Consider the following 25149-nt stretch of genomic DNA (forward strand, 5'->3'; position numbering starts at 1 on the left):
GTCTGGGTCCCTACGCTTCGCTTCGGGCAACCTGCGGTGCTCGAGCCAAGCGGGGTCCGGCTAAACTCGCTTCGCTCAGACAACGCCGGCCCTGATCCGCTTGTCTCTGCGCTCCTCGGCCCAGCCAGGACGGGGCAATCGGGAGCGGGGACAAAAGACAAAGAAACAACCAAGACAAACAAGGACTCGCCACGGCGAGTCCTTGTGGTTTTCAGTATTCGGTTTTCTGTCTTCGGCTATTTGGTATTTCTTCTCCCCGTCCCCACCCCTTGTGGATGCGCCGAGGAGCGGAGGGCCAGGCGGATCAGGGATCGCGTTGTTTGAGCCGAAGGCGAGTTTAGCGAGACCCCGTCTGGACCGAGCACCGCAGGTTGCCCGTAGCGAAGCGCAGGGACGCAGCAACCAGGGTCGCCTTTTCTTTTGCTTACTTTTCTTTTGGCGAAGCAAAAGAAAAGTGAGTAGCCGCCGGGCTACCCCCGGCCAACAGTCCTCAGCAGAGAGCGCGCAGGCCGGAGCAAGAACCGGCGTCAAAAACAACCCGACCAGCGACCGAAAAGCTAAATCAAGTTCCTCATAGCCTGCGCAGTCTCGCGCAAAACAGACAAAACCCTCCCAACCGCCTCCTCACTAGACTCATGCCCCATAGGCATGGTCACACTGAGCGCCCCCACCACGTCGCCATGCCGGTCGCGCAGCGGCACCGCGATGCCGCGGTAATTGAGCTCGAGCTGCTGCTCGGAAATCGCCCAGCCCTGTGCCCGCACGCGGGCCAGTTCTATGCGCAAGCGGTCCTTGCTGGCGATGGTGAAAGAGGTGTAGGCCTTGAGTTCGTGGCTGGCCAGCCATTTTTCGAGCCAGGCCGGTTCGCGCATGGACAGCATCAGCAAACCCGCGGCGGTGACCTGGGCCTGCACGCGCGAGCCCAGCACGTAGCCGGTGTTCATCGCCCGGCTGGAGCCGTTGCGGGCGATGTAGACGATGTCGTCGCCGTCCATCACGCTGACGTACGCACTTTCCTGCGTGCCTGCCGTCACGCGCTGCAAAAAGGGCTGGACGATGCGCGGCAGCCGGGCCGACTCTAGATAAGACTGGCCCAGCCTGAGCACGCGCGGCGTGAGCCAGAACAGCTTGCCGTCGCCGGCGACATAGCCCAGGTGTTCCAGCGTCAGCAAATAACGGCGCGCCGCGGTGCGTGTCATGCCGCAGCGCGCGCCGGCCTGGCTGGCCGTCAGGCGCGGGTTGGCGTCGTCAAAACATTCGATGATGCCCAGGCCTTTTTCGAGGCCGGCGATCCAGTCGCGTTTGTCGAGCGCGGGCGGGCTGGGCGCCTGCAGGGCGTCGGGCTGTGCGGGCAGGGCGGGGGTGGTCATAGGTCAAACCCTTGTTTCGGTCGATTGTCGATCATTATTGATCGATGATCGTACAAATATCAAGGATATTGCTTTGATGTCGCTGTCCTGGGCGATAAAGTTCAGCCCAATCAACGCTGATTAATCGATCATCGAACGCTCAGCGGAAAACAAGGCGAACTTCGACATGCTTGCAACCGTCCAGGGTAATACCGACGTCTACCTGATTCCCGGCGATCCGGTGGAGCAGGTCCGGGCGCCGGATGTGTTCAACCTGATCTTCAAAACCCTGGGCATCAATGCCGTGCTGGTGCCTGTGCATGTAGCGGCCGGCGACATCGAGACTTTTGTGCGCGCGGCCTTCCTGGCAAGGAACATCAAGGGCATGTTCCTGGCCATTCCCCACAAGTCGCTGGTGATGGGCTTGCTGTCGCGCTGCAACGATTACGGCCGCGTGGCCGGCGCCGTCAACGGCATACGCCGCAACCCTGACGGGAAACTCGAGGGCGGGCTGTTCGACGGCAAGGGCTTTGTCTCTTCGCTCGACTACTTCGGCGTGGCCTATGCCGGCAAACGCGTGCTGGTGCTGGGCGCCGGCGGCGGCGCGTCGGCCATTGCCGCCTCGCTGGCGATCGCCGGCAGCCGCGCCCCGGCGGAAATTGCGCTCTATGACCCGGTGCCGGGCAAGGCCCACGCGGTGGCGTCCCGTATCGCCGCGGCGCCGCAGGCCGCGGGCACGCTTGTGCTGGCCGCCGCCGGCAGCGATCCCTCGGGCTACGACCTCGTGGTCAATGCCTCGCCCCTGGGCCTGCAGGCCGCCGACCCGCTGCCCTGCGATGTGTCGCGGCTGGCACCGCATGCGGCCGTGGTCGACATCCTCATGAAAAACCAGCCGACGCCTTTCGTGCGTGCGGTGCGCGGCCGCGGCCTGGTGGCCCAGCCCGGCTTTGAAATGCTGATCCAGCAGGCGCCGGATTACCTCGAATTTTTTGGCTACACCGAGGCCGCCGCAGCGGTGCGCCGCGACGCGACCTTTATCCGCGAGCATTTGTACCCGGCCGCGATGGCGGGTGAAATCCGGCGCATCGGGGCGCACGCCAGTGCGCCGCTGGCCGCCCTTTGAGGGTCATTTTTGGACCGCATTGATTTTTAACCAGAGGAGACAAGCATGAAAAAACGATTCGCACTTCACCTGATCGCCGCCTGCGCGCTGGTCATGGGCACAACGGCCGGCTTCGCGCAAGACGTGATCAAGATCGCCAACATCGTCGAGCTTTCGGGTGGCGGCGCCACGGCGGGCACCAACTTCAAGAACGGCGTGGAACTGGCCGTCAAGGAAATCAATGCCGCGGGCGGCATCCTGGGCAAGAAGATACAGACCACCACCGCCGACACGCAAAGCAATCCCGGCGTGGCCAAGGGCCTGACGCAAAAAGCCATCGACAACGACGTGTTCGCCATCTTTGGCCCGGTGTTCTCCGGCTCCATCATGGTCAGCATGGCCGAGTCACGGCGTGCCGAAGTCCCCAACTTCACCGGCGGTGAAGCGGCCAGCATCACCGAGCAGGGCAACCCTTATGTGTTCCGCACCAGCTTCACGCAGGCCACCGCCATGCCCAAGGTGGCGCGCTACATCAGCGAACAGGCCAAGCTCAAAAGCATTGCCGTCATTTACGTGAACAACGACTTCGGCAAGGGCGGCATGGACGCAATCCGCAAAGCCCTGGCCAACTCACCGACCAAGATCCTGAGCGAAATTTCCACCGAACCCGGCCAGGTCGACTTCTCGGCCGCCGTGCTGCGCGCCAAACAAAGCAATGCGGACGGCGTGTTCGCCTATTCGAACGAGGAAGAGTCGGCGCGCCTGTTGCGCGAGCTGCGCAAGCAGGGCTGGAACAAGCCCATCATCGGCGAGACCACCCTGACCGGCCAGAAGGTCATCGAGCTGGCCGGCGAGGCCGCCAATGGGGCGATTGCCCACGTGGGCCTGACGGTGGATGCCCCGGTGCCCGCCATCCGCGCCTTCAAGGCCAAGTTCGAGCGGGACTACAAGTACATCTCCGACCACAACGGCATGAAGGGCTACTCCGGCGTCTACGTGCTCAAGGCCGCGATTGAAAAGGCCGGCAAGCTGGACCGCAAGGCCGTGGCCGAAGCCATGAAAGGCCTGAAGGTCAACACCGACAAATACCCCGGCGCGCTGATGTACACCGAGTTCGACAACAAGGGCGACCTCGACCGCATGAGCTTCATGGTGGAAGTCAAGAACGGCAAGCAGGAAGTCATCGACATGGTGGCACCCTTGGGCCAGGCCACCCGCGACGTGAGCAAGGCCATTCCAGCGGCGCCCGCCGCACCCGCTGCCAAGGCGGCCGCATCCAAGCCCACCGCCAAGAAGTGAGCTGAAACCGCGGCCGGCCATGCGGGGCCGGCCGCAGGTGGGCAAGGGCGCCACCCTGCCCATCGAAACTTCCGCTGACTACAAACGGCTTTCTCCATCGGACCTTCTCCATGACGGACTTTCTCCAACTTTTCTTTTCGGGCCTGGCCACCGGCAGCATCTATGCGCTGGCGGCACTGGGCTTTACCTTGCTGTGGCAGGCTTCGGGGACGATCAACTTCGCCCAGGGCGAATTTGTGATGCTGCCGGCCTTCATGATGCTGGCCTTCATTTCGCTGGGTGCCCCCATGCTGGTGAGCTTTGTGATGGCGGTGCTGCTGGCCGTGCTGCTGCTGGGCTGGGTCTTCAAACGGGGGGTGGTGGATCCGCTCTTCAAATACGGCATGATGCCCATCGTCGTCGCGACCATAGGCCTGTCCATCGCCCTGCGCAACGGTGTGCGCGCCGGCTACAGCGCCGAAGCCCACCCTTTCCCCAGCCTGTTCGCCGACAAGCTGTTCAACATCGCCGGGGTCACCATCACCCTGCAGGACATAGGCACCTTCGCGCTGGCCCTGGTCATCGTGCTGGCGACGCAGGCCTTCCTGGCCAAAACCGTGACGGGCCGCGCCATGCAGGCCGTGGCGCAGAACACCGAAAGCGCTTCCGTGCTCGGCATCAACGTGCCGCGCATGATTTTCTACACCTTCGCCATCAATGCCGTGCTGGCGGTGGCGGCGGCCCTGCTGGTCACGCCCACCTACCTCGCCAAGTTCGACATGGGCGAGGGCCTGGGTACCAAGGCCTTTTTCGCCGCCATCATCGGCGGCTTCAACAACTCGCGCGGCGCGCTGCTGGGCGGCCTGATCGTGGGCGTGTGCGAGAACCTGGCCTCGGCCTATATTTCGCCGGCCTACAAGGACGCGGTGGCGCTGGTGATTTTTATGGTTGTGATTCTCTTCAAGCCGCAGGGCCTGCTGGGTAAAAAAGAGGAGCGCAAGGTATGAAACTCGCCAACAACAAATTCGCCCTGGCGCTGTCGCTGCTGGCTGCGGTGGGGATGCTGGCCGCGCCGCAGTTCCTCAAGAACTACGGCATCTACCTGCTGAGCTACTGGCTGGTCTTCATCATCGCCACCATGGGCCTGAACCTCACCGTCGGCTACGCCGGCCAGAAATCACTGGGCCACGCGGCTTTCTTCGGCATAGGCGCGTACACCGTCGCCATCCTGATGAAGGCCGGTGTCAGCTTCTGGCTGGGCCTGCCGGCGGCCGCGCTGATCTGCTTCGCCGTCGGCGTGGTCCTGGGCTTCCCGGCGCTGCGGGTGCAGGCGATTTACCTGGCCTTCGCCACGCTGGGCTTCAACACCGCGATCTGGCTGGTGATGCGCAACGAAGAGTGGCTCACGGGCGGCACCTTCGGCATCAACAACATCGCGCGGCCCTCGCTGTTCGGCTACTCGCTCGAGGGCAACCGGGCCTATTACTACCTGGTGCTGGCGATTACCGTGCTGCTGGCCGGGGCGCTGTGGGGCCTGCTGCGCTCGCCCTGGGGCAAGGCCTTCACGGCGCTGCGCGACAACCCGATACGCGCTGAAAGCCTGGGCGTGAACATCCGCAACTACACGCTGCTGAGTTTTGCCATAGGCGCGGCCTATGCGGGCATCGCCGGCGCGCTGTTCGCCTCGCTGGTGCAGTTCATCGAGCCGGGGCCCTTCGCTGTGGCGGCCTCCATCATGCTGTACCTGATGGTGGTGGTGGGCGGCGCGGGCTATTTCCTGGGCCCTGTCGTCGGCGCCGCCGTGGGTGTGGTGCTGCCGGAATGGCTGCGCGACGTGCCCCTGGTCTCCAACTGGTATCTGCCGATGTTCGGTGCCGCGGTGGTGCTGCTGATGGTCTGGCTGCCCGACGGCCTGCTCAGCATTCCCGACCGCATCAGGAGCCGGCGCGCGGCGCGCGAGGCTTCACAGGCGCGCGCTGCGGCCGCCGGCCGGATCGGAGCGGCATCATGAGCAATGCACTGTTAAAGGTCAGCGGGCTCAAGAAAGCCTACGGCGCCATCCAGGCCGTGGCCGGTGTGTCCTTCGAGGTGATGCCGGGCGAGATTTTCGGCGTTATAGGCCCCAACGGTTCGGGAAAAACCACCATGTTCAACAGCGTGCTGGGGCAGATCACGCCGAATGAGGGTTCGATCGAACTGAACGGCCAGAACATCACCGGCCTGTCGCCGCTCGAGTTGAGCCGCCGTGGCGTCGGCCGCACCTTCCAGACCCTGCAGGTTTTCGGCAAGATGACGGTGCGCGACAACCTGATCGTTGCTGCGCAGGAGCACAAAGGCAGCATGTTCAGCCGCATGTTCGCGCCCGGCGATTCGGGCCTGGGCGACAAGGCCGACGCGCTGATCGACCAGTTCCGCATACGCCACGTGGCCGACAAGCCGGCCGGCACCCTGAGCTACGGCCAGCAAAAACTGGTGGACATCGCCATGGCCTTCATGGCCGAACCCGACCTGGTGCTGCTCGACGAACCCTGCGCCGGCGTGAACCCCAGCCTGGTGGGCGGCATTTCCTCGCTGCTCAAGGAACTCAACCAGAACCCCAAGTTCGGCCGCAAGAGCTCTTTTGTCGTGATCGAGCACAACATGGACTTTGTGATGGACCTGTGCCACCGCATCATGGTGATGGTGGAGGGCCGCGTGATGGCCATAGGCACACCGGCCGAGATCAGAGCCAATAAAGAAGTCCTCGACGCCTATTTGGGGAATTGAAGATGAGCAACGATACCTGTATTGAATTCGACGACGTGGTGGCGGGCTACAAGGATTTCATGATCCTCAACAACCTGTCCTTCAAGGTCAGGCGCGGCTCCATCACCTTGCTGCTGGGCCCCAACGGCGCGGGCAAATCAACCGTGCTCAAAACCCTGTTCGGCCTGCTCAAGCCGCGCCATGGCCGCATCCTGCTGGACGGCGTGGACATCTCGGGCGCCAGCCAGAAAGAACTGCTGGCCAGGGGCATCGCCTTTGTGCCGCAGGGCCGCAACCTGTTCGGGCAGCTCACGGTGTTCCAGAACCTGGAACTGGGCGGCATCACCCTGGGCACCAAGACCACGCACGAGCGCATTCCCGAGGTGCTGGAGTTTTTCCCGCGCGTCAAGGAGCGCCTGCATTCCCAGGCCTCGGCGCTGTCGGGCGGCGAGCAGAAGCAGCTTGAAATCGGCCGCGCGCTGCTGTTGCGGCCCAAGGTGCTGCTGATCGACGAGCCCTCCATCGGCCTGTCGCCCATGGTGGTGCAGGACGTGTTCAAGCTGCTGCAAAGGCTGGCGGCCCAGGGCACGACCGTGCTGATGGTCGAGCAGAACGTCAAGAGCGCGCTCAAGATCTCGGACGACGCCATCGCGCTGGAGTCAGGCCAGCTGGTGCTGCACAAGCCGGCCGCGCAGCTGCTGGCGGATCCCAACATCGAACGCCTGTTCCTGGGCGGCGGCCATGTGCCGGGCGCGGCCGTGGCAGCGCCCGTCGCGCAAACTTCTTGAGCTGGAACCTTTGAACCGGAGAACACCATGAGCACCGCCAAGCAAGCGCTCGCCGCCGACCGCGAAGCCATCCCCGAAGTCGCCAACCCGCTCGGCATGGACGGCATCGAGTTCATCGAATACACCACCTCCAAGCCGCAGGCCCTGGGCCAGGTGCTGGAGATGATGGGTTTCAGGCCGGTGGCGCGGCACCGCTCGCGCGAGGTCATGCTGTACCGCCAAGGCGGCATGAACGTCATCGTCAATGCCCACATCCCGGCCATGCCCGACGGCGCCGCGCCCACCGACAAGCCGGTGATCGCCGCCGTGGCGCTGCGCGTGCGCGATGCGGCCGAGGCCTACCGCCGCGCGCTGGAGCGCGGCGCCTGGGCCGTGCCTTCGCGCGTCGAGGTGATGGAGCTCAACATCCCCGCCATCCACGGCGTGGGCAAGAGCCGCATCTATTTTGTCGACCGCTACGAAACCTTTTCGATCTACGACGTGGACTTCGTGGCCATCCCGACGGTGGAGCCGCACCCGCCGGCGGTGGCTGGCCTGCATTTTTTCGGCGTCGTGCAGTACATCGGAAACGACCGCACCGAGGACTGGGCCGAGTTCTACCGCGAGCTCTTCGGTTTCACCGACCTGCCCGACGACCAGCGTTTCGGCATATTGCCCAAGGGCCGCATCCTGCGCAGCCCATGTCCGGCGGCCTCGCGGTTTTACCTGCAGCTGATAGAGCCCGAGGCCAGCGTACTGGACGTGGAGGGCGACGAGGCCCTGCAGCGCGTGGGCCTGGGCAGCCCCGACGTGCTGGCCTCGGTGGCCGAGCTCAGCAAACGCGGCGTGGAGTTCGTCGAATCGCGCGGCGTGCACACCGAAGACCGCGGCGCGCTCACGCGGACCTGGATGGGCAGCGTGAGTTTCGAGCTGGTCCACAACGAGCGCTGAACGGCGGCATACATCATGAGCCACTACAGCGGAAACATTGACGACTTCGGGATGGACACCATCTCACTTGCGGGGCCGCTGGAGGCCAAGCTCAAGGCCGTGCGCGAAGCCGGCTTCACGCAGATCATGCTGGCCGCCAAAGATATCGTCGGCCACCCCGAGGGCATGGAAGCCGCCGTCGCGGCGGTGCGCGCCAGCGGCCTGCGTGTCACGGGCTTCCAGGTGCTGCGCGATTTCGAGGGCCTGTCGGGCCACCTGCACGACTACAAGATGGACATCGCCAAGTCCATGCTGGACATGTGCCATGCGCTGGACTGCCGGCTGCTGCTGGTCTGCTCGTCGACCTCGGTGCATGCCACCGGCGAGACTGCCGCGCTGGTCAAAGACCTGCGCAAGCTGGCCATGCTGGCGATCCCGATGAACATCAAGATCGCCTACGAGGCCCTGTCCTGGGGGCGCGTGATCAACGAATTTCCGCAGGCCTGGGAGCTCATCTGCGAAGCCGATATGCCCAACCTGGGCCTGGGTTTTGACTCGTACCACATGTTCGCCACCGGCACCTCGCTGGACGAGCTCGACATCCTGGATCCGGACAAGATTTTCCTGGTGCAACTGGCCGACTTCATGTGGACCGAGATCAAGTCGGTTGAGGAGCGCATCGCCACCGCCCGGCATTTCCGCGTTTTCCCTGGCGAAGGCGTGCACAGCGAGGCGCTCGCGACGCTGGTGACCCGGCTGCACGGTCTAGGCTACCGCGGCGACTACAGTTTTGAGGTGTTCAACGACGACTACCAGCAGATGCCCCTGCCTTCGGTGGCGGAGCGCGCCTGGCGTTCGGCCTTGTGGCTGGGCGAGGACGTCTTGCGGCGTTCAGTCCCTTTGCCCAACCAGATGCGCTTGAAGCGTTGATGCCTTCGAGGTGATTTACCCCGCTTGAATTATTTTTGAGAGTTGCATGGAATGAGCAGTATTTTTGAAGGTTTTCTCTCCACGCCCGAGATACTGGACGCGTTCAGCGAGCGTAACTTCCTCGACGCGATGCTGCGCTTCGAGGCTTCGCTGGCGCGCGCCCAGGCCAGCGCCGGCCTGATCCCCGAGGCGGCAGCGCAGTCCATCGCCGGCACCTGCAAGGTCGAGCTGTTCGACGTCGCCAAGATCGTGCGCGAAAGCGGGCGCGCCGGCAGCATCGCGATTCCGCTGGTCAAAAGCCTCAAGGAAACCGTGGGACTGTTCAACAAGGACGCCGCGGGCTATGTGCATTTCGGCTCGACCTCGCAGGACGTGATCGACACCGCGCTGGCCCTGGTGACGCGCAACGCGCTGGACCTGGTCGAGGCCGACATCCGCAAGGCGGTGGCGGCCCTGCTGGTGCTGGCCCATCGCCATGCGGCCGACCCGGTGCTGGCTCGCACCCTGATGCAGCCGGCTTCGGTCACGAGTTTTGGCTTCAAGTGCGCGGGCTGGGCCGCACCGCTGGCACGCAGCCTGCTGCGCCTGCGCGCCGCCGGCGGCAACGCGCTGGCCGTGCAGCTGGGCGGCGCGGTCGGCACCCTCGCGCAGATGAAGGGCAAGGGCCCGCAGGTCGTTGCGCTGATGGCGGCCGACTTGAAGCTCAAGGCCGGCGCATTTCCGTGGCACACGCAGCGCGACGAATGGGTGGCACTGGGCTGCGAGTTGGGCCTGCTGGTGGGCAGCCTGGGCAAGATCGCGAAAGACATTTCGCTGATGGGCCAGTACGAAGTCGGCGAGCTGGCCGAGCCGACTGAGCCCGGCCGCGGCGGGTCATCGGCCATGCCGCACAAACGCAATCCCGTCGCCTGCATGGTGGCGCTGGCGGCCAGTGCGCGCGCGCCGCAACGCGTGGCCGCTTTGCTGGCCACCATGCCGCAGGAGCATGAGCGCGCACTCGGCAACTGGCAGGCCGAACTGGCCGAATGGCCGGGCCTGCTGATGTCGGCCCACGGCTCGGTGCGCGCCATGGCGCAAGCGCTGCCCGGCCTGCAGGTGGATACAAAACGCATGCGCGCCAACCTCGACGCGCTGCGCGCCGAGCTGCCGCAAGATGCCGCCGACGAATGGTTCAACCCGGAACTGGCCGCGCATGCCGCCGGCCAGGCGCATGCCCAGGCCGATGCGCTGCAGGCGCTGGTTGCACAGACTGACGACAACAAACGGACAAAGGTGACCCCATGAACGACAACGAAAAAGGCATGGTCAACCGCCGCCGCGTGCTCGGCGACGCCTGGGTGGACAAGTCCATCGCCAAAAGCAATGCTTTCAACGGCGAGTTCCAGGACCTGATCACGCGCTATGCCTGGAATGAAATCTGGGGCCGCCCGGCGTTGGGCGACAAGACGCGCCGCCTGATGGTGCTGTCGACCATGATCGCGCTCAAGGCCTACGAGGAGTTCGCGCTGCACGTGCGCGCCGCGCTTGACGGCCCGCCCGAATCGCGGCTCACGCCCGACGAGATCAAGGAAGTCATTTTGCAGGCTGCGATTTACTGTGGCGTGCCGGCGGCCAACCATGCGTTCGCGCTGGCCGGCGACATCCTGCGCGAAAAAGGCTTGCTGCCCGCAACCTGAGCCCGCGCCCACGTTTCCCATTTTTGAAGAATCAAATATGAAAAAACCTCATCTGCATTGGGTCCAGGAGGGCAGCGGGCCGGTTGTGGTGCTCAGCCACGCGCTGGGCTGCGAACTCGGCATGTGGGACGGCGTGGCCGCCGCGCTCAAGGATCGCTACACCGTGCTGCGCCACGACCACCGCGGCCATGGCCGCTCGGAAGCCGTGCCCGGCCCTTACAACATGGCGATGCTGGCCGATGACGTGGCGGGCCTGATTGAAGCGCATGCCGCCGGCCCCGTGCATTTTGTCGGCCTCAGCATGGGCGGCATGACCGCGCAGGCGCTGGCCGCGAAGTATCCGCAGCTGCTCAAGAGCATCACGGTGGCCAATGCCGCGATGTATTACGACGAGGCGGCGCGCGCCATGTGGTCCGCGCGTGTGCAAACCGTGCTGGCGCAAGGCGTGGAGGCGATTGCCGACGGCGCGCTGCAGCGTTGGTTCACGCCCGAGTTCCGCGCCGATGAAACGGGAGGCGGCAAACAGCGTGTGGCCGCATTGCGCGAGCGGCTGGTGAACACCAATGCGGCCGCCTACGCCGCGAGTTGCGAAGCGGTGGCCGGCATCGACTTTCGGGCCAGTAACGGCGGCATCCAGTGCCCGGCCCTGGTGATTGCCGGCACGCGCGACGAGGCCACGCCCGTGGCCATGTCCGAAGCGATCCGTAGCAGCATCCCGGGCGCCCAGCTCCAGACCTTGCCAGCCGCGCACCTGAGCGCGGTCGAACAGCCGGCCGCTTTCGCCGGCTTGCTGGAGCGCTTTTTCGAAGGCCTGCGCTGACATGCCGCAGGCCGGCAGCGCCGCGCTGGGCATCGCCGTCGCGGGCGCCGGTGTCATAGGCCGCAGGCATGTCGAGCTGATCCAGGCCAGCCCTCGCACCCGTTTGTGTGCCGTGGTGGATCCGCAGCCCGCGTCGCGGGACTTCGCCGCCGGCCTCGGCGTGCCGCATTTTGAGAGCCTGGAGGCGCTGTTCGCCGGGCCGGCCGCGGCCCAGCCCGATGGCGTGATCCTCGCTACACCCAACCACCTGCATGTGCCCGGCGCGCTGGCCTGCGCGCGGCAGGGCGTGCCGGCCTTGATTGAAAAACCCGTGGCTGATTCGCTGGAAGCCGGCTTGTGGCTGGCCGATGCGTTGGCGAAGCAGCCGGTGCCTATGCTGGTGGGCCACCACCGGCGGCACAGCAGCACGCTGCGGGCAGCGCGGCAGGCCATCAGGTCGGGCATGCTGGGCCGCGTGGTCACGGTGACGGGCAGCGCGCAGTTCTACAAACCCGACAGCTACTTTGAACAAGGTCCTTGGCGGACGCAGCCCGGCGGCGGCCCCATCCTGATCAACCTGATCCACGAGATGGACAACCTGCGCTACCTCTGCGGCGAGCTCGAGTCCGTCCATGCGCTGGTGTCCAACGCGGTGCGCGGGTTCGAGGTCGAAGACACGGCCGTGATGACGCTCAAATTTGCCAGCGGCGCGCTGGGCACTTTCACGCTGTCGGACACGGTGGCCTCGCCGCGCAGTTGGGAGCAGACCTCGGGCGAAAACACGGCTTATGCGCGGTATGCCTCGCAAGACTGCTATTTCATCGCCGGCACGCAAGGATCGCTGGCCGTGCCCACCTTGCACACCTGGACCCATGGCCCCGAAAGCCGCGGCGAGCCCGGCTGGATGACGCCTTTCACCGAAAAAAACATCGCCCTGGAGGCGGTGGATCCGCTAGAGGCGCAGCTGGATCATTTCTGCGATTTGGTGGAGAGCAAGGCAGGGCCGATAATCACGGTCACGGATGCCTTGCAAAGCCTGCTGGCCGTGGAAGCCGTGCGGCGCTCGATCGCCACCGGCAGGACAGTCGCGCTGCAGGACCTCGCACCCAATCTTCTTCCCATCGACACACAGGAAAGACCCGCTTCATGAAAACAGCCCTGGTCCTCAACGGCCCCAATCTCAACCTGCTGGGCACGCGCGAACCGGCCGTGTACGGCTCGCAGACCCTGGCCGACGTCGAGGCGCTGTGCAGCCAGGCCTGCAAGGCCCATGGCTTCAAGCTGGACTTCCGGCAAAGCAACCATGAAGGCGCGCTGATCGATGCGATCCACGAGGCCGGCCGCGCGCAGGCCGCGGGCACGCTGGCCGGCGTGGTGCTGAATGCGGGCGCCTACACCCACACCAGCGTGGCCCTGCACGATGCCATCAAGGGCGCGGGCGTGACGCTGATCGAACTGCACATCAGCAATGTGCATGCGCGCGAGGCCTTCCGCCACCACTCCTATATTTCGCCCGCCGCCAAGGCCGTCATGGCCGGCTTCGGCGTCAAGGGTTATGCCCTGGCGATTGCCGGCCTGGCCGAACTGGCCGGTTGAAGCGGACGATTGACGTGGAGCGCTGACTGGCATGGCTGCGCCACCGAAATTCCCGGTTGACGAACGCGAGGTCGAGTTCAGCGCCATACGTGCGCAGGGCGCGGGCGGGCAGAACGTCAACAAGGTCTCCAGCGCCGTGCACCTGCGCTTTGACATCCACGCCTCGTCGCTGCCCGAAGCGATCAAGGAGCGCTTGCTGTGCCTGTCCGACAGCCGCATCACGCAGGAGGGTGTGCTGGTGCTCAAGGCGCAGCAGCACCGCACCCAGGAGATGAACCGCGCCGATGCCTTGGCGCGGCTGCAGGAGGTGGTTGATGGGGTCTCCCATCCTCCCAAGGCGCGGCGGGCTACCAAACCTACTTATGGGTCGAAGCAGCGGCGGCTGGAGAGCAAGAGCCAGCGGTCGGCGACCAAGGGCTTGCGGGGACCTGTTAGGGATTCTTGAACTGGCCGTTCGGGCTGGGCCGGGCCTTGCTCCGGCCTTTGCGCTCTCTTCTGAGGGTTGCTGGCCGGGGGTAGCCCGGCGGCTACTCACTTTTCTTTTGCTTCGCCAAAAGAAAAGTAAGCAAAAGAAAAGGCGACCCTGGTTGCTGCGTCCCTTCGCTGCGCTACGGGCAACCTGCGGTGCTCGGTTCAGGCGGGGTCTCGCTAAACTCGCCTTCGGCTCAAACAACGCGATCCCTGATCCGCCTGAACCTGCGCTCCTCGGCGCATCCACAAGGGGTGGGGAGTGAATACCAATACCTAAGAAACAAGGACTCGCCGTGGCGAGTCCTTGTTTGTCTTGGTTTGTTCTTTGTATTTTTGTCCCCGCTCCCGATTGCCCCGTTCTGGCTGGGCCGAGGAGCGCAGAGACAAGCGGATCAGGGCCGGCGTTGTCTGAGCGAAGCGAGTTTAGCCGGACCCCGCTTGGCTCGAGCACCGCAGGTTGCCCGTAGCGAAGCGTAGGGACCCAGACTGCGGGTCGCCTTTTCTTTGGTGACTTTCTTTTGGCGAAGCAAAAGAAAGTTACTTGCCGCCGGGCAACCCCCGGCCAGCTACCTTAGCAAGAGGCGCGCCCATACGGCAAAGAAACCAACTTTAAATCCAGCCTTCCAGCACAACCTTCCCCCGCGCCTTGCCGGACTCAATCAACTCATGCGCTCGCCGCAAATTCGCCGCACTGATCGAACCGAAGCTCTCCGTCAAGGTCGTGCGGATCAAACCCGAATCGACGAGTTGGGCGACTTCGTTGAGCAGGCGGTGCTGCGCCACCATGTCGGGCGTGCCGAAGAGGGGGCGGGTGAACATCAGTTCCCAGTGGATGGATGCGCTCTTGCGTTTGAACAGCGTGATGTCGAAATTCACCGGGTCGTCGATCAGGCCGAACTTTCCTTGTGGTGCGATGGCTTCGGCGATTTGCGCGAGGTGGCTGTCGGTTTGTGTGAGGCTCACGATGTAGTCCACCGCGGGAATGCCGATGCGCTTGAGCTCTTCGGCAATCGGCCGGCTGTGATCGATGACGTGGTGGGCGCCGAGCTCTTTCACCCAGGCCTGGGTTTCAGGCCGTGAGGCCGTGCCGATGACGGTCAGCGAGGTCAGGCGCGTGGCCAGCTGCGTCATGATCGAGCCGACACCGCCCGAGGCGCCGATGATCAACAGTGTTTTGTTGTTCGGTGTTTTGCCCGGAGCTATACCCAGGCGGTCGAACAGCATTTCCCAGGCGGTAATGCTGGTCAAGGGCAGGGCGGCGGCTTCGGCAAAGCCCAGCGTTTTCGGCATGCGGCCGACGATGCGTTCATCGACCAGATGGAGCTCGCTGTTGGTGCCGGGCCGGGCGATGGAGCCCGCGTACCAGACCTTGTCACCGGCCTTGAACAGCGTGACCTCCGGACCGACGGCGCGCACGACTCCGCTGGCGTCATAGCCCAGCACCTTGTAATCCGGGCCGGCGCTGCGGGCCGCGCTGGCGCGCACTTTGGTGTCCACCGGATTCACCGACACCGCCTTGACCTCAACCAGTACATCGTGGCCGCTGGGCGTCGGATCGGGCAGGGTGATGTCGGTAAGGCCGGCTTCGCCTGCAGCGTTGAGGGCGTGGGCCTGGATGTAGCCAATGGCTTTCATGGTGTTTCCTTTGTGGTTCAAGTTGGACGAAAAGCGATGTTTTAACTGTATGGTTTTTGAAAGTCGGGATAAACAACGTAGCAGTTGAAGCTATTTACAAATAAAATTTGCAAATGAAAGCCCTGCAAGACCTGGAAATCTTTGTCCGCACAGTGGATTCGGGCAGCCTGTCGGCCACCGCACGCAGCCTCGACCTGACACCGGCCGCCGCCAGCGCCGCGCTCAAGCGGCTGGAGGCGGAATTGCAGGCGCCGCTGTTTGTGCGCTCCACGCGCAGCCTGCGCCTCACGCGCGAGGGCGAGGTCTTCCTCGCGCATTGCCGGCCCGCGCTGGCCGCCTTGCGTGATGCGCAACTGGAACTGGCCAGCGGCCGGCAGCAGGTGAGCGGCATGCTGCAACTGGCCGCGCCTTCCGACTTCGGCCGCAACCTGCTGCTGCCCTGGCTGGAGGCGTTTCAGCAGCAGCATCCCGGTATCCGCTACCGCCTGCATCTGTCGGACCGCGTCACCAATGTCTACAGCGACCTTGTCGATGCCGCCTTTCGCCAGGGTGAGCCGCCCGACTCCAGCATGCTGGCGCTGCCGGTACACCTGACCAACCGCCGCGTGTTGTGCGCCTCGCCCGCCTACCTGCAGGCGCATGGGACGCCCGCGACGCCGCAAGCCCTGGCGCAGCACAGCTGCCTGTGTTTCATGCTCGGTGAAGAGGTGTATGACCGCTGGAGGTTCTGGCGTGATGGCGAAGAACTCACCGTGCGCACCGGCGGCGGCAACATCGCCAATGACGGCGACGTGGTGCGCCTGTGGGCGCTGGCCGGGCGCGGCATCATCTACAAATCGCGGCTGGACGTGGTGGCCGACCTGGCCGCGGGCCGGCTGGTCGCGCTGTGCACCGATTGGCAAACCGAGGCTTCGCCGATCTACATGGTGTTACCAGGGCGGCGGCAACTGACACCGGGCCTGCGCCTGCTGCGGGAGTTTATCGAGCAGCGCTGCGCGGAATTGGCCAAGGCCTAGTGTGCAGCCGGGCGCCCGCATTGGCAAGCAAAGCGCCCAAACCCGCCCTGACTTGAGGGTTGCGTTCAGGACTACAGACCTGGGAGCCCATCGCGCGCACAATGAATTTTCCAGCCGTCATCTTGGCGGATCGGATCATCAGGCAGCCCGGCCCGCAGGCCCGCGCGCTGCAACTCCTGAAAGGAAAAACGCGCATGCAAATCCAGGTCAATTCCAACCACAGCCTGCAGACCGGCGAATCTTTCGAACGCTGGGCCAGCGGCGAACTCCATCAATCGCTGGGCCGCTTCAAGGGCGACATCACACGCATCGAAGTGCACATGAGCGATGAGAACAGCGACAAAACCAGCCCCGACCAGAAGCGTTGCGTGATGGAAGCGCGGCTGGCGCACCACGAGCCGCTGGCCGTCAATCACAACGCGCCCAACCAGGACCTGGCGTTCCGCGGCGCGAGCGACAAACTCAAGCGCGTGCTGGACCACACGCTGGGCAAGCTGCGCGACCATCACCGTGACCGCGAAACCATACGGCACGAGCCCGCGCCGGAACCCGGGACGCCTTAGCCCGCGCCAGGCTTGTCCAGGGCCTTGACCATGACAAAGCGGCGCAGCTGGGCGCCGCGCCGCTCGACGAGCTGCTCTCCCGTGACCGTGAAACCCTGGCGCGCAAAAAACGGCTGGCCCACCAGGCTGGCTTCGGTGTAAAGCCGTGCCACGCCGATGGCGCGCAGCGCGGCCTCGGCGCGGCCTAGCAGTTGCGAGGCCACACCGCGGCGCGGCGCCAGCGGTGAGCTGAACATCAGGTCGATGTGGCCGTCGTCCTCATAGGCGACGAAACCCAGCAGCGCGTCGCTGTTTTCGGCCTCTTGCGCCAGCAGTACCCTCAAAGGTTTTAGCCGCGCCTCCCAGATGTCCAGGTCGGGCGGCTGCGGCGCCCAGGCCTTGCGTTGGGCTTCGTCGTAGTGGCTGCCCGCGAGGCCGTGCACCGCATCAGTGTAAAGCTGGGCAACGGCGGCCAGGTCTGCGTTTGTGTAGGGCCGGATGTGCATGCGTTCAGAATTTCCCCAGGTAATCCATCTTGCCCAGCGGCACGCCCTGGTGGCGCAGGATGTCATACGCCGTGGTCAGGTGGAAGAACAAATTAGGCAGCACGAAGTTCAGCAGGTAGGGCTCGCACTCGAAATTCAATTCCTTGCCGCGTACCTTGAGCGTCACAGTGCCGCCGGCGCGCGCATTGATTTGCGCCTCGTCCACGGTCTTGAGGAAGTCCAGCGTCTTGGTGATGCGGGCCTGCAGTTCCTCAAACGTGGTTTCGGTGTCGGCAAAGCTGGGCGGTGTGACGGCGGCCAGGCGCGCCGCGCCGAACTTGGCGGCGTCGCTCGCGCCCTGGACCTGGCCCGACAGCGGGTACATGTCGGGCGCCAGGCGGGCGTTGACGTAAGTGGAAAGGTCCACCTTGTTGGCTTCGGCGTGGGCCTTGGCCTTTTCAAGCACGGCCGACAGGTTGGCGAAGCCGCGGATAAAGACGGGAATGGAAGCCTGGTAAAGCGTCAGTGCCATGGGGATTCTCGAGGGTAGGTTTCGGCGGGATGGCCGTGGCGGAAATGCCGGCCCTGATTTTGTTCCCGTTGCGGAAATTTTGCTGGCATGGTGCAAACTTGCCGGAAAGCCGTGTTTCACGCTGAATTAAAAACTGCCGCTTGATCCCATGAAAATCGCCCTGCTGTCGGATGTACACGCCAACCTGCGCGCGCTGGAAGCCTGCCTGGCCCATGCCGCCGCGCAGGGCGCCGGCCGGCTGGCCGTGCTGGGCGACCTGGTGGGCTATGGTGCGCAACCGGCGGAGGTTGTGCGGCGCATTCGCGGCCTGGCGGGCGAGGGCGCCATTGTGCTCAAGGGCAACCATGACGAGTGCGCCGTGGCGCCGCCCGCGCAGGCCCGTTCACTCGACCAGAGCGGCGCCGCCTGGACCCACGAGCGGCTGGACCAGGATGCGCTGGACTTCCTGGCGGCGCTGCCTTTGACGGCCACCGTCGATGCGGCGCTGCTGGTGCATGCCAGCGCCGACGCGCCCGGGCGCTGGCACTATGTCGACAACGAACGCCGCGCCGAAGCCAGCCTTGATGCGGCGTGCCTCAACCCGGCGGTACGTTATGTGTTCTGCGGCCACGTGCACGAGCAGACGCTTTATTTCCGCGGCACAGGGCAAGGGCTGATGCGTTTCCAGCCCACGCCGGGTGTGCCCATACCGGTGCCGCCGCATCGGCGCTGGATCGCCACCGTGGGCTCGGTGGGCCAGCCGCGCGACGGCAACACCCGGGCCATGTATGCGCTGTTCGACGCCGACCGGGCCGAGCTGACCTTTCACCGCGTGGCTTACGACCATCTGGCCGCCGCGGCCGATATACGCGCGGCGGGTTTGCCCGCCTGGTTCGCCGAGCGGCTGGAGGCTGGCCTGTGAAGCTGATGGCGCCCGGCACCGTGGTCGACGGGTTTGTCGTCGGTGAGTGCCTGCATGCCGGCGGCATGGCCCACATCTACCAGGTGGGGTATGCCGACCCGTCGCGGGCCGCGCCTTTTCCCATGGCGATGAAGGTGCCGCGCATGACGGCCGGCGATGGCGCCGAAAACATCGTGGGCTTCGAGGTCGAGCTGCAGCTGCTGTCGGCATTGACGGGGCCGCACGTGCCGCGGCTGGTGGCGGCGGGCGACCTGGAAAAGCTGCCCTACCTGGTGATGGAATACGTGCCCGGCCGCACCCTGCAACAACTGCTGGACGACACCACGGGGCCGCTGCCCGCGCAGGAAGTCGCCCAGTTGGGTGTAGCCGTGGCCCAGGCGGTGCACAGCCTGCATCTGCAGGATGCCTGCCACCTGGACCTGAAGCCGGCCAACGTGCTGATGCGCCCCGACGGCAGCGCGGTGCTGCTGGATTTCGGCTTGTCCTGCCATGCGCATTACCCGGACCTGCTGGCCGAAGAACTGCGTCCCGCCGTCGGTTCGTCCGTCTGGATGGCGCCTGAACAGGTGGTGGGCGTGCGGGGCGACCCGCGCAGCGACATTTTTGCCATCGGTGTCATGCTGTACGAACTGGCCACGCGCGAGCTGCCCTTCGGCAACCCGCAAACCCGGGGCGGCCTGCGGCAACGCCTGTGGATGGACCCGGTGCCGCCGCGCGCCCTGCGGCCGGATTTGCCGGAGTGGCTGCAGGAGGCGATCCTGCATTGCCTGCAGAGCGATGCCGGCCGGCGTTATGCATCGGCCGCGCACCTGGCGCTGGACCTGTCGGACCCGGCGCAGATCGCCGTGACGGAACTGGGGCGGCGCCTGAAGGCCACGGGCTTCTGGGCCCACTTCAAGCGGTGGCTGCGTGCGGTGGGCAAGGATTACCGGCCCAGCGCGCTGCCTTCGCGGCAGATTGACGCGGCGCCCATCATCATGGCGGCTGTCCCGCATCGGGACGTGAGCGACGCCACGCTGTATTCGCTGCGGGGCGCCGTGATGCGGGTGCTGGGCACGGCGCCCGGCGCGCGGCTGGCCTGCGTGACCGTGATAGACCCCGCGGAAGTGGACGGCTCCGATACCCGGACCAGCGAAACCACGGTGCACCGGCGCTACCTGGGCATGCTCAGGCAGTGGGCCCAGCCGCTGGGCCTGGACAGCCGGACGTTGTCCTTTCACGTCATCGAATCGGGCGACGTCGCGCAGGCACTTCTGCACTATGCCCGCGGCAACCAGGCCGGCATCATCGTCATGGGGGCGGCGACGCATGGCCTGCAGATGCAGCGCCTGCTGGCGACCGTACCGATCAAGGTCGCCATGGCGGCGCCCTGCACGGTGATACTGGTCAAGCAGGTGCTGCCGTTTGACCGGCTGGCGGGGGAAGAGGGCTAGGCTTTCAGGAGCCGGCCATGAGCTTGTGTACCAGGTCGGCCGTCGTCGATGCCTTGTACTTGCGCATCAGTCGCGCGCGGTAGATCTCGACGGTGCGGTGGCTGATGACCAGCGCCCGGCCTATCTCCTTGGAGGTCAGGCCGTCCATCAGGTGGGCGGCCACTTCGCGCTCGCGCGCGGTGAGTTCGGCGGTGACCGGGCGGCGCGAGCTGAGGTCTTCGAAAGTCCAGATGCCGGCCTCGTGCGGCGCGCTGCGGTTGAGGGCCCGGCCGGTGACGTGGCACCAGAAGGTCTCGCCCTTGTTGCGGCCGTCCACACGTTTCATGATGCGGTCGTCGGCGTACAGGCCCTTGGCGTTCAGGATGGGAAGCATGCGCGCGCCTATGCGCTCATACTCGTCCGCGCTGGGGTAGAGGATCTGGAAGGACTGGCCCGCGAGCTGCTCGCGCGTGGCGCCGAACATCTCGCATAAATGCTGGTTGCAGTCCACAATCGAGCGGTTGCGGGACAGCACCAGTCCCACCGGCGCCAGATCGAATGCGAGCTGGTAATCCACTTCCACAGTACTTACCTTTACGGAAAACTACGTAACTTAATAAGTAGTATCGTAATGGATTGCCTGGACATCGAACGACTCAAGGAGACGATTTGTGAAGAAACTTTTTCCCTCGGCCGCCGAGGCCCTCAAGGGCGTCGTCCAAGACGGCCAGTTGCTGGCCGTGGGCGGCTTCGGGCTGTGCGGCATTCCCGAGGCGCTGATCGACGCGCTGCGTGACAGCCAGGCCAAGAACCTGACGGTGATCTCCAACAACGCGGGTGTCGACGGCTTCGGCCTGGGCAAGCTGCTGGAGACCCGGCAGATCAAAAAAATGATCTCCAGCTATGTCGGCGAAAACAAGGAGTTCGAGCGCCAGTACCTGGCCGGCGAACTCGAGCTTGAATTCACGCCCCAGGGCACGCTGGCTGAAAAACTGCGCGCCGGCGGCGCCGGCATCCCGGCATTTTTCACCAAGACCGGCGTGGGCACGCAGGTGGCCGAAGGCAAGGAGTTGCGCGAATTCGACGGCGAGACCTATGTGATGGAGCGCTCGCTGGTGCCGGACGTGGCCCTGGTCAAGGCGCATGTGGCTGACAAATCGGGCAACCTTCGCTTCAACCTCACGGCCCGCAACTTCAACCCGGCCGCCGCGATGGCCGGCAAGGTCTGCATCGTCGAGGTGGAGAAGATCGTCGAAGTCGGCGAACTGGCGCCCGACGACATTCACCTGCCGGGCATTTATGTGCACCGCATCGTGCTCAATGCGAACCCCGAAAAACGCATCGAGAAGCGCACCATCACCGAGAAAGCAGGAGCCTGACATGCCTTGGACCCAAGACCAGATGGCGGCACGTGCCGCCCAGGAACTCGAAGACGGTTTTTATGTGAACCTCGGCATCGGCATCCCGACGCTGGTGGCCAATTTCACCGGCGACAAGGAAGTGTGGCTGCAGTCGGAAAACGGCATGCTGGGCATAGGCCCGTTCCCGACCGCGGACCAGGTCGACGCCGACCTGATCAACGCCGGCAAGCAGACCGTCACCACCATCAAGGGCTCGTCCATCTTCGGCAGCCATGACAGCTTCGCGATGATCCGCGGCGGCAAGGTCAACCTGTCCATCCTGGGCGCGATGCAGGTCAGCGAAAAAGGCGACCTGGCCAACTGGATGATCCCGGGCAAGATGGTCAAGGGCATGGGCGGCGCGATGGACCTGGTGGCGGGCGTCAAGCGCGTCATCATCCTGATGGAACACGTCGCCAAAAAGAAGGACGGCAGCGAGGACATGAAAATCCTGCCCCAGTGCACCCTGCCGCTCACGGGTGTGGGCGTGGTGGACCGCATCATCACCGACCTGGCCGTGATGGACGTGACACCCGAAGGCCTCAAGGTGATGGAACTGGCGCCCGGCGTGACGCGCGAAGCACTGCAGGCCAAGACCGGCGTGACCTTGATCTAAGGCTGAAAGCAAAAAAGCCGCCGGCCTTTTCAGGCGGCGGCTTTGGCGCCCCGGGGGTTTCCTTGGGGCTTATTTTTTTGCGGATCTCGTTCTTTCGGGGCTCTTCACCTTTTCGGCCTGCCCGGCCTTCCCATGCCGCTCGCCTTCGGTGGCCGCCGCGGCCCTGCGCCTGGCCGGCGTGGCCTTGTCCTGCAGCAACTCGTCGCGGGCCAGGTTTTCGATCATGGCCAGCAGCACCGTGCGTGTCATCTTGATGTGTTCAGGCTCTATGCCTTCGATGCTCACGTTGTTGGTCTCTTCGGCCAGGGGCACCAGCAGCTTCTTGAGCGCGCGGCCCTTGTCGCTCAGGTGCACATACATATTCTTCTTGTTGGTGGGCAACTGCTTGCGCTCGATGTAGCCCAGCGACTCCATGGCCTTCATGGCGGTGAAGGTGGTGGGCTCCATCACGCCGGCGCGTTCGCTGAGCTCTTTTTGCGTCAGTCCGTCGGATTCCCAGAGGATGCGCAGGAAAGTCCAGTGGCCGAAGGGCACCCCATGCTGCGCCAGCCGCACCTGCAGCGCGCGGTGGAAAGCGCGTGAGGCATCGCGGATCAGGTGCGCGAGGCGGTCATTGGGCACGGCTTCACGCCAGTGGCGGATGATGTTTTGGGTGTCGTTGCTCATGAACCAACATTGTGACCGACTTGGTGCGGGGGGATGCAATCCCGGCCGCTGCGGGCGGATTCAAGCAGCGCCAGGCAGACCGCCGTGGTGGCGCGGGCCCATTCGCCGCTGTGCACGGCCGGCTTGCCCTCGGCCACGGCGGCGTACAGCTCGTCTATCACTTCCCGGCGCGGGATAGCCGGCGCGGGGAGATGTTCCACGGTTTTTTCGCTGTCGGTATAGATGGTGATTTCCGACGGCCCGGGGCGCAGGTCGGCCTTTTCGCAGCTCACGATGATCTGGCCGAAATGCTGGTGCCGCAGGCCAAGGGGCAGGGCGCTGCCGGCCGTGTACAGGCTGCCGCCGTAGTTGCGGGCGGCTTTGAGCGCGCTTTCTTCCGCCGACGTGGCCGCGCCCTGCTGCCGCTTGCGGGCCGCGCCATAGTCGGCCGGGTTCTTGGCCTGGCCCATCTCGCCGATATTCCCCAGCAACTCATCCGAGTCGTAATGGCCGTAGCCGCTGTAGGTGGCCGAGGCGAAAGCGCCGCCTTCAAATCCCAGCAGCGCGCTGTAGGCTCCCTCGGTGGGGCGGCTGGTATCCCAGGCGCCGGTGTGTGCGCGCACGCTGCGCACCAGGCCGCCGCCCAGCAGGCGCACGATGTCCATCTGGTGGGTGGCCTGGCTGTGGATCACGCCGCCGCCGGCGGCCGTGTCCAGCTCTTCGGGCCGGCGTGGGCGGTAAAGGAAGTCGGTGAAGTTCAGCGCGTGGATCATCTTCACCGCGCCATAGCGGCCGCTGTCGATCAGCTCGCGCGTGCGGCGTATCGGGGTGTTGAAGCTGTGGCTGTGGCCCACGATCAGGTGGACTCCCGCGCCGCGGGCCGCCTCAATCATGGCCGTGCATTCGTCCACCGTCAGGGCCATGGGTTTTTCGACCATGACGTGCTTGCCGAAGGAGGAGGCCAGGCGCACGTGCTCGGCATGGAACTGGTGCGGCGAGGCGATGTAAAGCGCTTCCACCGCCGGGTTGGCGCAGAGGGCCTCGATGGATTCGTAACTGGGCGCGCCGAAGTCTTTTTCAAACTGCGCGCGCGCCACTGCGATGGGGTCTGTCGCGCCCACCAGCTTCACGCGGCCGTCGTGCACAAAGGTGGGCAGCATGAGCGTGAAGGCCCGGCCCAGGCCCACGATGCCTAGTTTCAGTGTGCGCTGTGTCATAAGTCCAGTACCAGTTCAGGCGATTTTGCGCGTGAGACGCAGACCATGATGTGATCGGCCTTTTCCTCGTCGCTCAGCACCATGTCGCGATGCTCGGCCTCGCCGGCCAGCAGGCCGGTCTTGCAGGTGCCGCAGGTGCCGCTTTCGCAGGAGCTGGCCACGCGCAGGCCGCTGCCGCGCAGAGCTTCCAGGAGGGTCTGCTCCGCGCTGACCTCCACGGTCTTTCCGCTTTTGGCCAGGCGCACGCTGAAAGGCGTGTTTTCCGCATACACGGTGGCATCGACACCAAAGCTTTCGAAATGCACGGCGCCGGAGGGCCAGTGACCCGACATGTCGGCCACGCTGTCCATCAGGCCTTTGGGGCCGCAGCAGTAGACGTGCGCCGCGGCGGGTTTTTCAAACACCGGCCACAGGTCCAGCGCCTGGTCGACGTCACCGTTGTCGTGGTGGATCTGCACCTGTCCGGGGAATTCGGTTTGCAGCTCGTTGATGAAGGCCGTGCCTGCGGCATCGCGTGTGCAGTAGTAGAGCTTGAAGCCGCCGGCCTGGCTGCGCTTGAGCTGCCGCATCATGGACAGGATGGGCGTGATGCCTATGCCGCCCGCGACAAAAATGAAGTCGCTGGCGTGCGCGGCCAGCTCGAAATTGTTGCGCGGCGCGCTCACAGACAGCAGTTGCCCGGCCTGCACCTCGTCGGCCATGCTGATGGAGCCGCCGCGGCCGCGCCCGTCGCGCTTGACGGCGATCTGCCAGGCGCCGCTGTCGGCCGGGTCGCTGCACAAGGAGTAGTTGCGGCGCACGCCGCTGGGCACTTCCACCGTCAGGTGCGAGCCGGCCGTGAAGGCGGGCAGGGAGGCGCCGTCGGGATGGCGCAGCTCGAACAGGTAAATGCCTTGTGCGACTTCCTCTTTGCGCGCAACCTTCAAGGGAAAGAAATCGGGCTCCGCTGCCGCGGCGTGCGTGGCGGCGTCATTGGCCTTGGGGTTAACGCTCATTCTTGTCTCCAAAATTTTCTTGACAAAAAACAAAATAACGATAATCTTAGTCATCTAAGAATAATCGCCTTGCCCTGGATTTGCAAGCTGTTTTTAAACCCGTTTTGAAG

Annotated in this window: 28 protein-coding genes; 20 read left to right on the top strand and 8 right to left on the bottom strand. The window is 64.9% G+C overall.

What is annotated here, in order from left to right:
- Positions 1 to 557 precede the first annotated feature (557 nt).
- A complete protein-coding gene (locus AC1D0O_RS21825) occupies positions 558 to 1370 on the bottom strand; it encodes an IclR family transcriptional regulator domain-containing protein (RefSeq protein ID WP_477655592.1) in 813 nt (270 codons plus the stop codon).
- Positions 1371 to 1536: 166 nt separating this feature from the next.
- On the opposite strand from AC1D0O_RS21825, the gene AC1D0O_RS21830 reads away from it, so the two are divergent.
- The 14 genes from AC1D0O_RS21830 to arfB all read left to right on the top strand — a co-directional run bounded on the left by AC1D0O_RS21830 (position 1537) and on the right by arfB (position 13617).
- Positions 1537 to 2472, top strand: coding sequence for a shikimate dehydrogenase family protein (locus tag AC1D0O_RS21830; protein ID WP_477655593.1), 936 nt, complete (start codon positions 1537 to 1539; stop codon positions 2470 to 2472).
- 45 nt (positions 2473 to 2517) lie between these two features.
- Positions 2518 to 3750, top strand: coding sequence for an ABC transporter substrate-binding protein (locus AC1D0O_RS21835; RefSeq protein ID WP_477655594.1), 1233 nt, complete (start codon positions 2518 to 2520; stop codon positions 3748 to 3750).
- Between the two features lie 110 nt (positions 3751 to 3860).
- Positions 3861 to 4736, top strand: a complete 876-nt coding sequence (locus AC1D0O_RS21840; RefSeq protein ID WP_477655595.1) for a branched-chain amino acid ABC transporter permease — start codon at positions 3861 to 3863, stop codon at positions 4734 to 4736.
- Complete coding sequence (locus tag AC1D0O_RS21845) at positions 4733 to 5740, top strand: branched-chain amino acid ABC transporter permease (protein ID WP_477655596.1); 1008 nt, start codon at positions 4733 to 4735, stop codon at positions 5738 to 5740. The genes AC1D0O_RS21840 and AC1D0O_RS21845 overlap by 4 nt, the downstream gene beginning before the upstream one ends.
- The gene (locus AC1D0O_RS21850) at positions 5737 to 6495 is read left to right on the top strand and encodes an ABC transporter ATP-binding protein (protein ID WP_477655597.1); all 759 of its coding nucleotides are present in this window, start codon (positions 5737 to 5739) and stop codon (positions 6493 to 6495) included. The genes AC1D0O_RS21845 and AC1D0O_RS21850 overlap by 4 nt, the downstream gene beginning before the upstream one ends.
- Positions 6496 to 6497: 2 nt before the next feature.
- Complete coding sequence (locus AC1D0O_RS21855) at positions 6498 to 7262, top strand: ABC transporter ATP-binding protein (RefSeq protein ID WP_477655598.1); 765 nt, start codon at positions 6498 to 6500, stop codon at positions 7260 to 7262.
- A gap of 27 nt (positions 7263 to 7289) precedes the next feature.
- Positions 7290 to 8192, top strand: coding sequence for a 4-hydroxyphenylpyruvate dioxygenase (locus tag AC1D0O_RS21860; protein ID WP_477655599.1), 903 nt, complete (start codon positions 7290 to 7292; stop codon positions 8190 to 8192).
- Positions 8193 to 8207: 15 nt separating this feature from the next.
- Positions 8208 to 9101, top strand: a complete 894-nt coding sequence (locus AC1D0O_RS21865; RefSeq protein WP_477655600.1) for a sugar phosphate isomerase/epimerase family protein — start codon at positions 8208 to 8210, stop codon at positions 9099 to 9101.
- Positions 9102 to 9152: 51 nt separating this feature from the next.
- Complete coding sequence (gene pcaB / locus AC1D0O_RS21870; protein WP_477655601.1) at positions 9153 to 10385, top strand: 3-carboxy-cis,cis-muconate cycloisomerase; 1233 nt, start codon at positions 9153 to 9155, stop codon at positions 10383 to 10385.
- Positions 10382 to 10777, top strand: a complete 396-nt coding sequence (locus AC1D0O_RS21875; RefSeq protein ID WP_477655602.1) for a carboxymuconolactone decarboxylase family protein — start codon at positions 10382 to 10384, stop codon at positions 10775 to 10777. Before pcaB ends, AC1D0O_RS21875 begins: the two co-directional genes overlap by 4 nt.
- A gap of 37 nt (positions 10778 to 10814) precedes the next feature.
- Positions 10815 to 11597, top strand: a complete 783-nt coding sequence (locus AC1D0O_RS21880; protein WP_477655603.1) for an alpha/beta fold hydrolase — start codon at positions 10815 to 10817, stop codon at positions 11595 to 11597.
- A 1-nt stretch (position 11598) separates the two neighbouring features.
- Positions 11599 to 12726 carry a Gfo/Idh/MocA family protein gene (locus tag AC1D0O_RS21885; RefSeq protein WP_477655604.1) on the top strand — a complete coding sequence of 376 codons (1128 nt, stop codon included), beginning with the start codon at positions 11599 to 11601 and terminating at the stop codon, positions 12724 to 12726.
- Positions 12723 to 13172, top strand: a complete 450-nt coding sequence (gene aroQ, locus AC1D0O_RS21890) for a type II 3-dehydroquinate dehydratase (protein WP_436155354.1) — start codon at positions 12723 to 12725, stop codon at positions 13170 to 13172. Before AC1D0O_RS21885 ends, aroQ begins: the two co-directional genes overlap by 4 nt.
- Positions 13173 to 13203: 31 nt before the next feature.
- Positions 13204 to 13617 carry an alternative ribosome rescue aminoacyl-tRNA hydrolase ArfB gene (gene arfB, locus AC1D0O_RS21895; protein ID WP_477655605.1) on the top strand — a complete coding sequence of 138 codons (414 nt, stop codon included), beginning with the start codon at positions 13204 to 13206 and terminating at the stop codon, positions 13615 to 13617.
- A 635-nt stretch (positions 13618 to 14252) separates the two neighbouring features.
- Here arfB and AC1D0O_RS21900 read toward each other — a convergent pair.
- The gene (locus tag AC1D0O_RS21900) at positions 14253 to 15278 is read right to left on the bottom strand and encodes a zinc-binding alcohol dehydrogenase family protein (protein ID WP_477655606.1); all 1026 of its coding nucleotides are present in this window, start codon (positions 15276 to 15278) and stop codon (positions 14253 to 14255) included.
- Positions 15279 to 15391: 113 nt separating this feature from the next.
- Here AC1D0O_RS21900 and AC1D0O_RS21905 point away from each other — a divergent pair, with 113 nt between their 5' ends.
- Both AC1D0O_RS21905 and AC1D0O_RS21910 read left to right on the top strand, forming a co-directional pair.
- Complete coding sequence (locus tag AC1D0O_RS21905) at positions 15392 to 16294, top strand: LysR family transcriptional regulator (RefSeq protein WP_477655607.1); 903 nt, start codon at positions 15392 to 15394, stop codon at positions 16292 to 16294.
- Positions 16295 to 16488: 194 nt separating this feature from the next.
- Positions 16489 to 16857, top strand: a complete 369-nt coding sequence (locus AC1D0O_RS21910) for an HPF/RaiA family ribosome-associated protein (RefSeq protein WP_477655608.1) — start codon at positions 16489 to 16491, stop codon at positions 16855 to 16857.
- On the opposite strand, the gene AC1D0O_RS21915 is transcribed toward AC1D0O_RS21910, so the two are convergent.
- Both AC1D0O_RS21915 and AC1D0O_RS21920 read right to left on the bottom strand, forming a co-directional pair.
- On the bottom strand, positions 16854 to 17342 hold the full coding sequence (locus AC1D0O_RS21915) for a GNAT family N-acetyltransferase (protein WP_477655609.1): 489 nt from the start codon (positions 17340 to 17342) through the stop codon (positions 16854 to 16856). The genes AC1D0O_RS21910 and AC1D0O_RS21915 overlap by 4 nt on opposite strands.
- A 4-nt stretch (positions 17343 to 17346) precedes the next feature.
- Complete coding sequence (locus AC1D0O_RS21920; protein ID WP_477655610.1) at positions 17347 to 17853, bottom strand: DUF1993 domain-containing protein; 507 nt, start codon at positions 17851 to 17853, stop codon at positions 17347 to 17349.
- 148 nt (positions 17854 to 18001) lie between these two features.
- On the opposite strand from AC1D0O_RS21920, the gene AC1D0O_RS21925 reads away from it, so the two are divergent.
- The gene (locus AC1D0O_RS21925) at positions 18002 to 18754 is read left to right on the top strand and encodes a metallophosphoesterase family protein (RefSeq protein ID WP_477655611.1); all 753 of its coding nucleotides are present in this window, start codon (positions 18002 to 18004) and stop codon (positions 18752 to 18754) included.
- Positions 18751 to 20187 carry a serine/threonine protein kinase gene (locus AC1D0O_RS21930; protein WP_477655612.1) on the top strand — a complete coding sequence of 479 codons (1437 nt, stop codon included), beginning with the start codon at positions 18751 to 18753 and terminating at the stop codon, positions 20185 to 20187. The genes AC1D0O_RS21925 and AC1D0O_RS21930 overlap by 4 nt, the downstream gene beginning before the upstream one ends.
- A 4-nt stretch (positions 20188 to 20191) precedes the next feature.
- On the opposite strand, the gene AC1D0O_RS21935 is transcribed toward AC1D0O_RS21930, so the two are convergent.
- Positions 20192 to 20749: a helix-turn-helix transcriptional regulator gene (locus AC1D0O_RS21935; protein WP_477655613.1), complete on the bottom strand. Its 558-nt coding sequence runs from the start codon at positions 20747 to 20749 to the stop codon at positions 20192 to 20194.
- 88 nt (positions 20750 to 20837) lie between these two features.
- Here AC1D0O_RS21935 and AC1D0O_RS21940 point away from each other — a divergent pair, with 88 nt between their 5' ends.
- Both AC1D0O_RS21940 and AC1D0O_RS21945 read left to right on the top strand, forming a co-directional pair.
- On the top strand, positions 20838 to 21545 hold the full coding sequence (locus tag AC1D0O_RS21940) for a CoA transferase subunit A (protein WP_477655614.1): 708 nt from the start codon (positions 20838 to 20840) through the stop codon (positions 21543 to 21545).
- Position 21546: 1 nt separating this feature from the next.
- Positions 21547 to 22182: a 3-oxoacid CoA-transferase subunit B gene (locus AC1D0O_RS21945; RefSeq protein ID WP_477655615.1), complete on the top strand. Its 636-nt coding sequence runs from the start codon at positions 21547 to 21549 to the stop codon at positions 22180 to 22182.
- A gap of 69 nt (positions 22183 to 22251) precedes the next feature.
- Here the strand turns inward: AC1D0O_RS21945 and AC1D0O_RS21950 are convergent, their stop codons facing one another.
- Genes AC1D0O_RS21950 through AC1D0O_RS21960 form a run of 3 tightly spaced genes read right to left on the bottom strand, consistent with a single transcriptional unit; the run spans position 22252 to position 25039 of the window.
- The gene (locus AC1D0O_RS21950) at positions 22252 to 22848 is read right to left on the bottom strand and encodes a MarR family winged helix-turn-helix transcriptional regulator (RefSeq protein WP_477655616.1); all 597 of its coding nucleotides are present in this window, start codon (positions 22846 to 22848) and stop codon (positions 22252 to 22254) included.
- Positions 22845 to 24044 carry a Gfo/Idh/MocA family protein gene (locus tag AC1D0O_RS21955; RefSeq protein ID WP_477655617.1) on the bottom strand — a complete coding sequence of 400 codons (1200 nt, stop codon included), beginning with the start codon at positions 24042 to 24044 and terminating at the stop codon, positions 22845 to 22847. The genes AC1D0O_RS21950 and AC1D0O_RS21955 overlap by 4 nt, the downstream gene beginning before the upstream one ends.
- Positions 24041 to 25039 (bottom strand): PDR/VanB family oxidoreductase, encoded by a 999-nt coding sequence (locus AC1D0O_RS21960; RefSeq protein WP_477655618.1) that lies wholly within the window; start codon positions 25037 to 25039, stop codon positions 24041 to 24043. Before AC1D0O_RS21960 ends, AC1D0O_RS21955 begins: the two co-directional genes overlap by 4 nt.
- Positions 25040 to 25149 lie beyond the last annotated feature (110 nt).

It is taken from the genome of Polaromonas sp. P1_F2 (assembly GCF_056405735.1).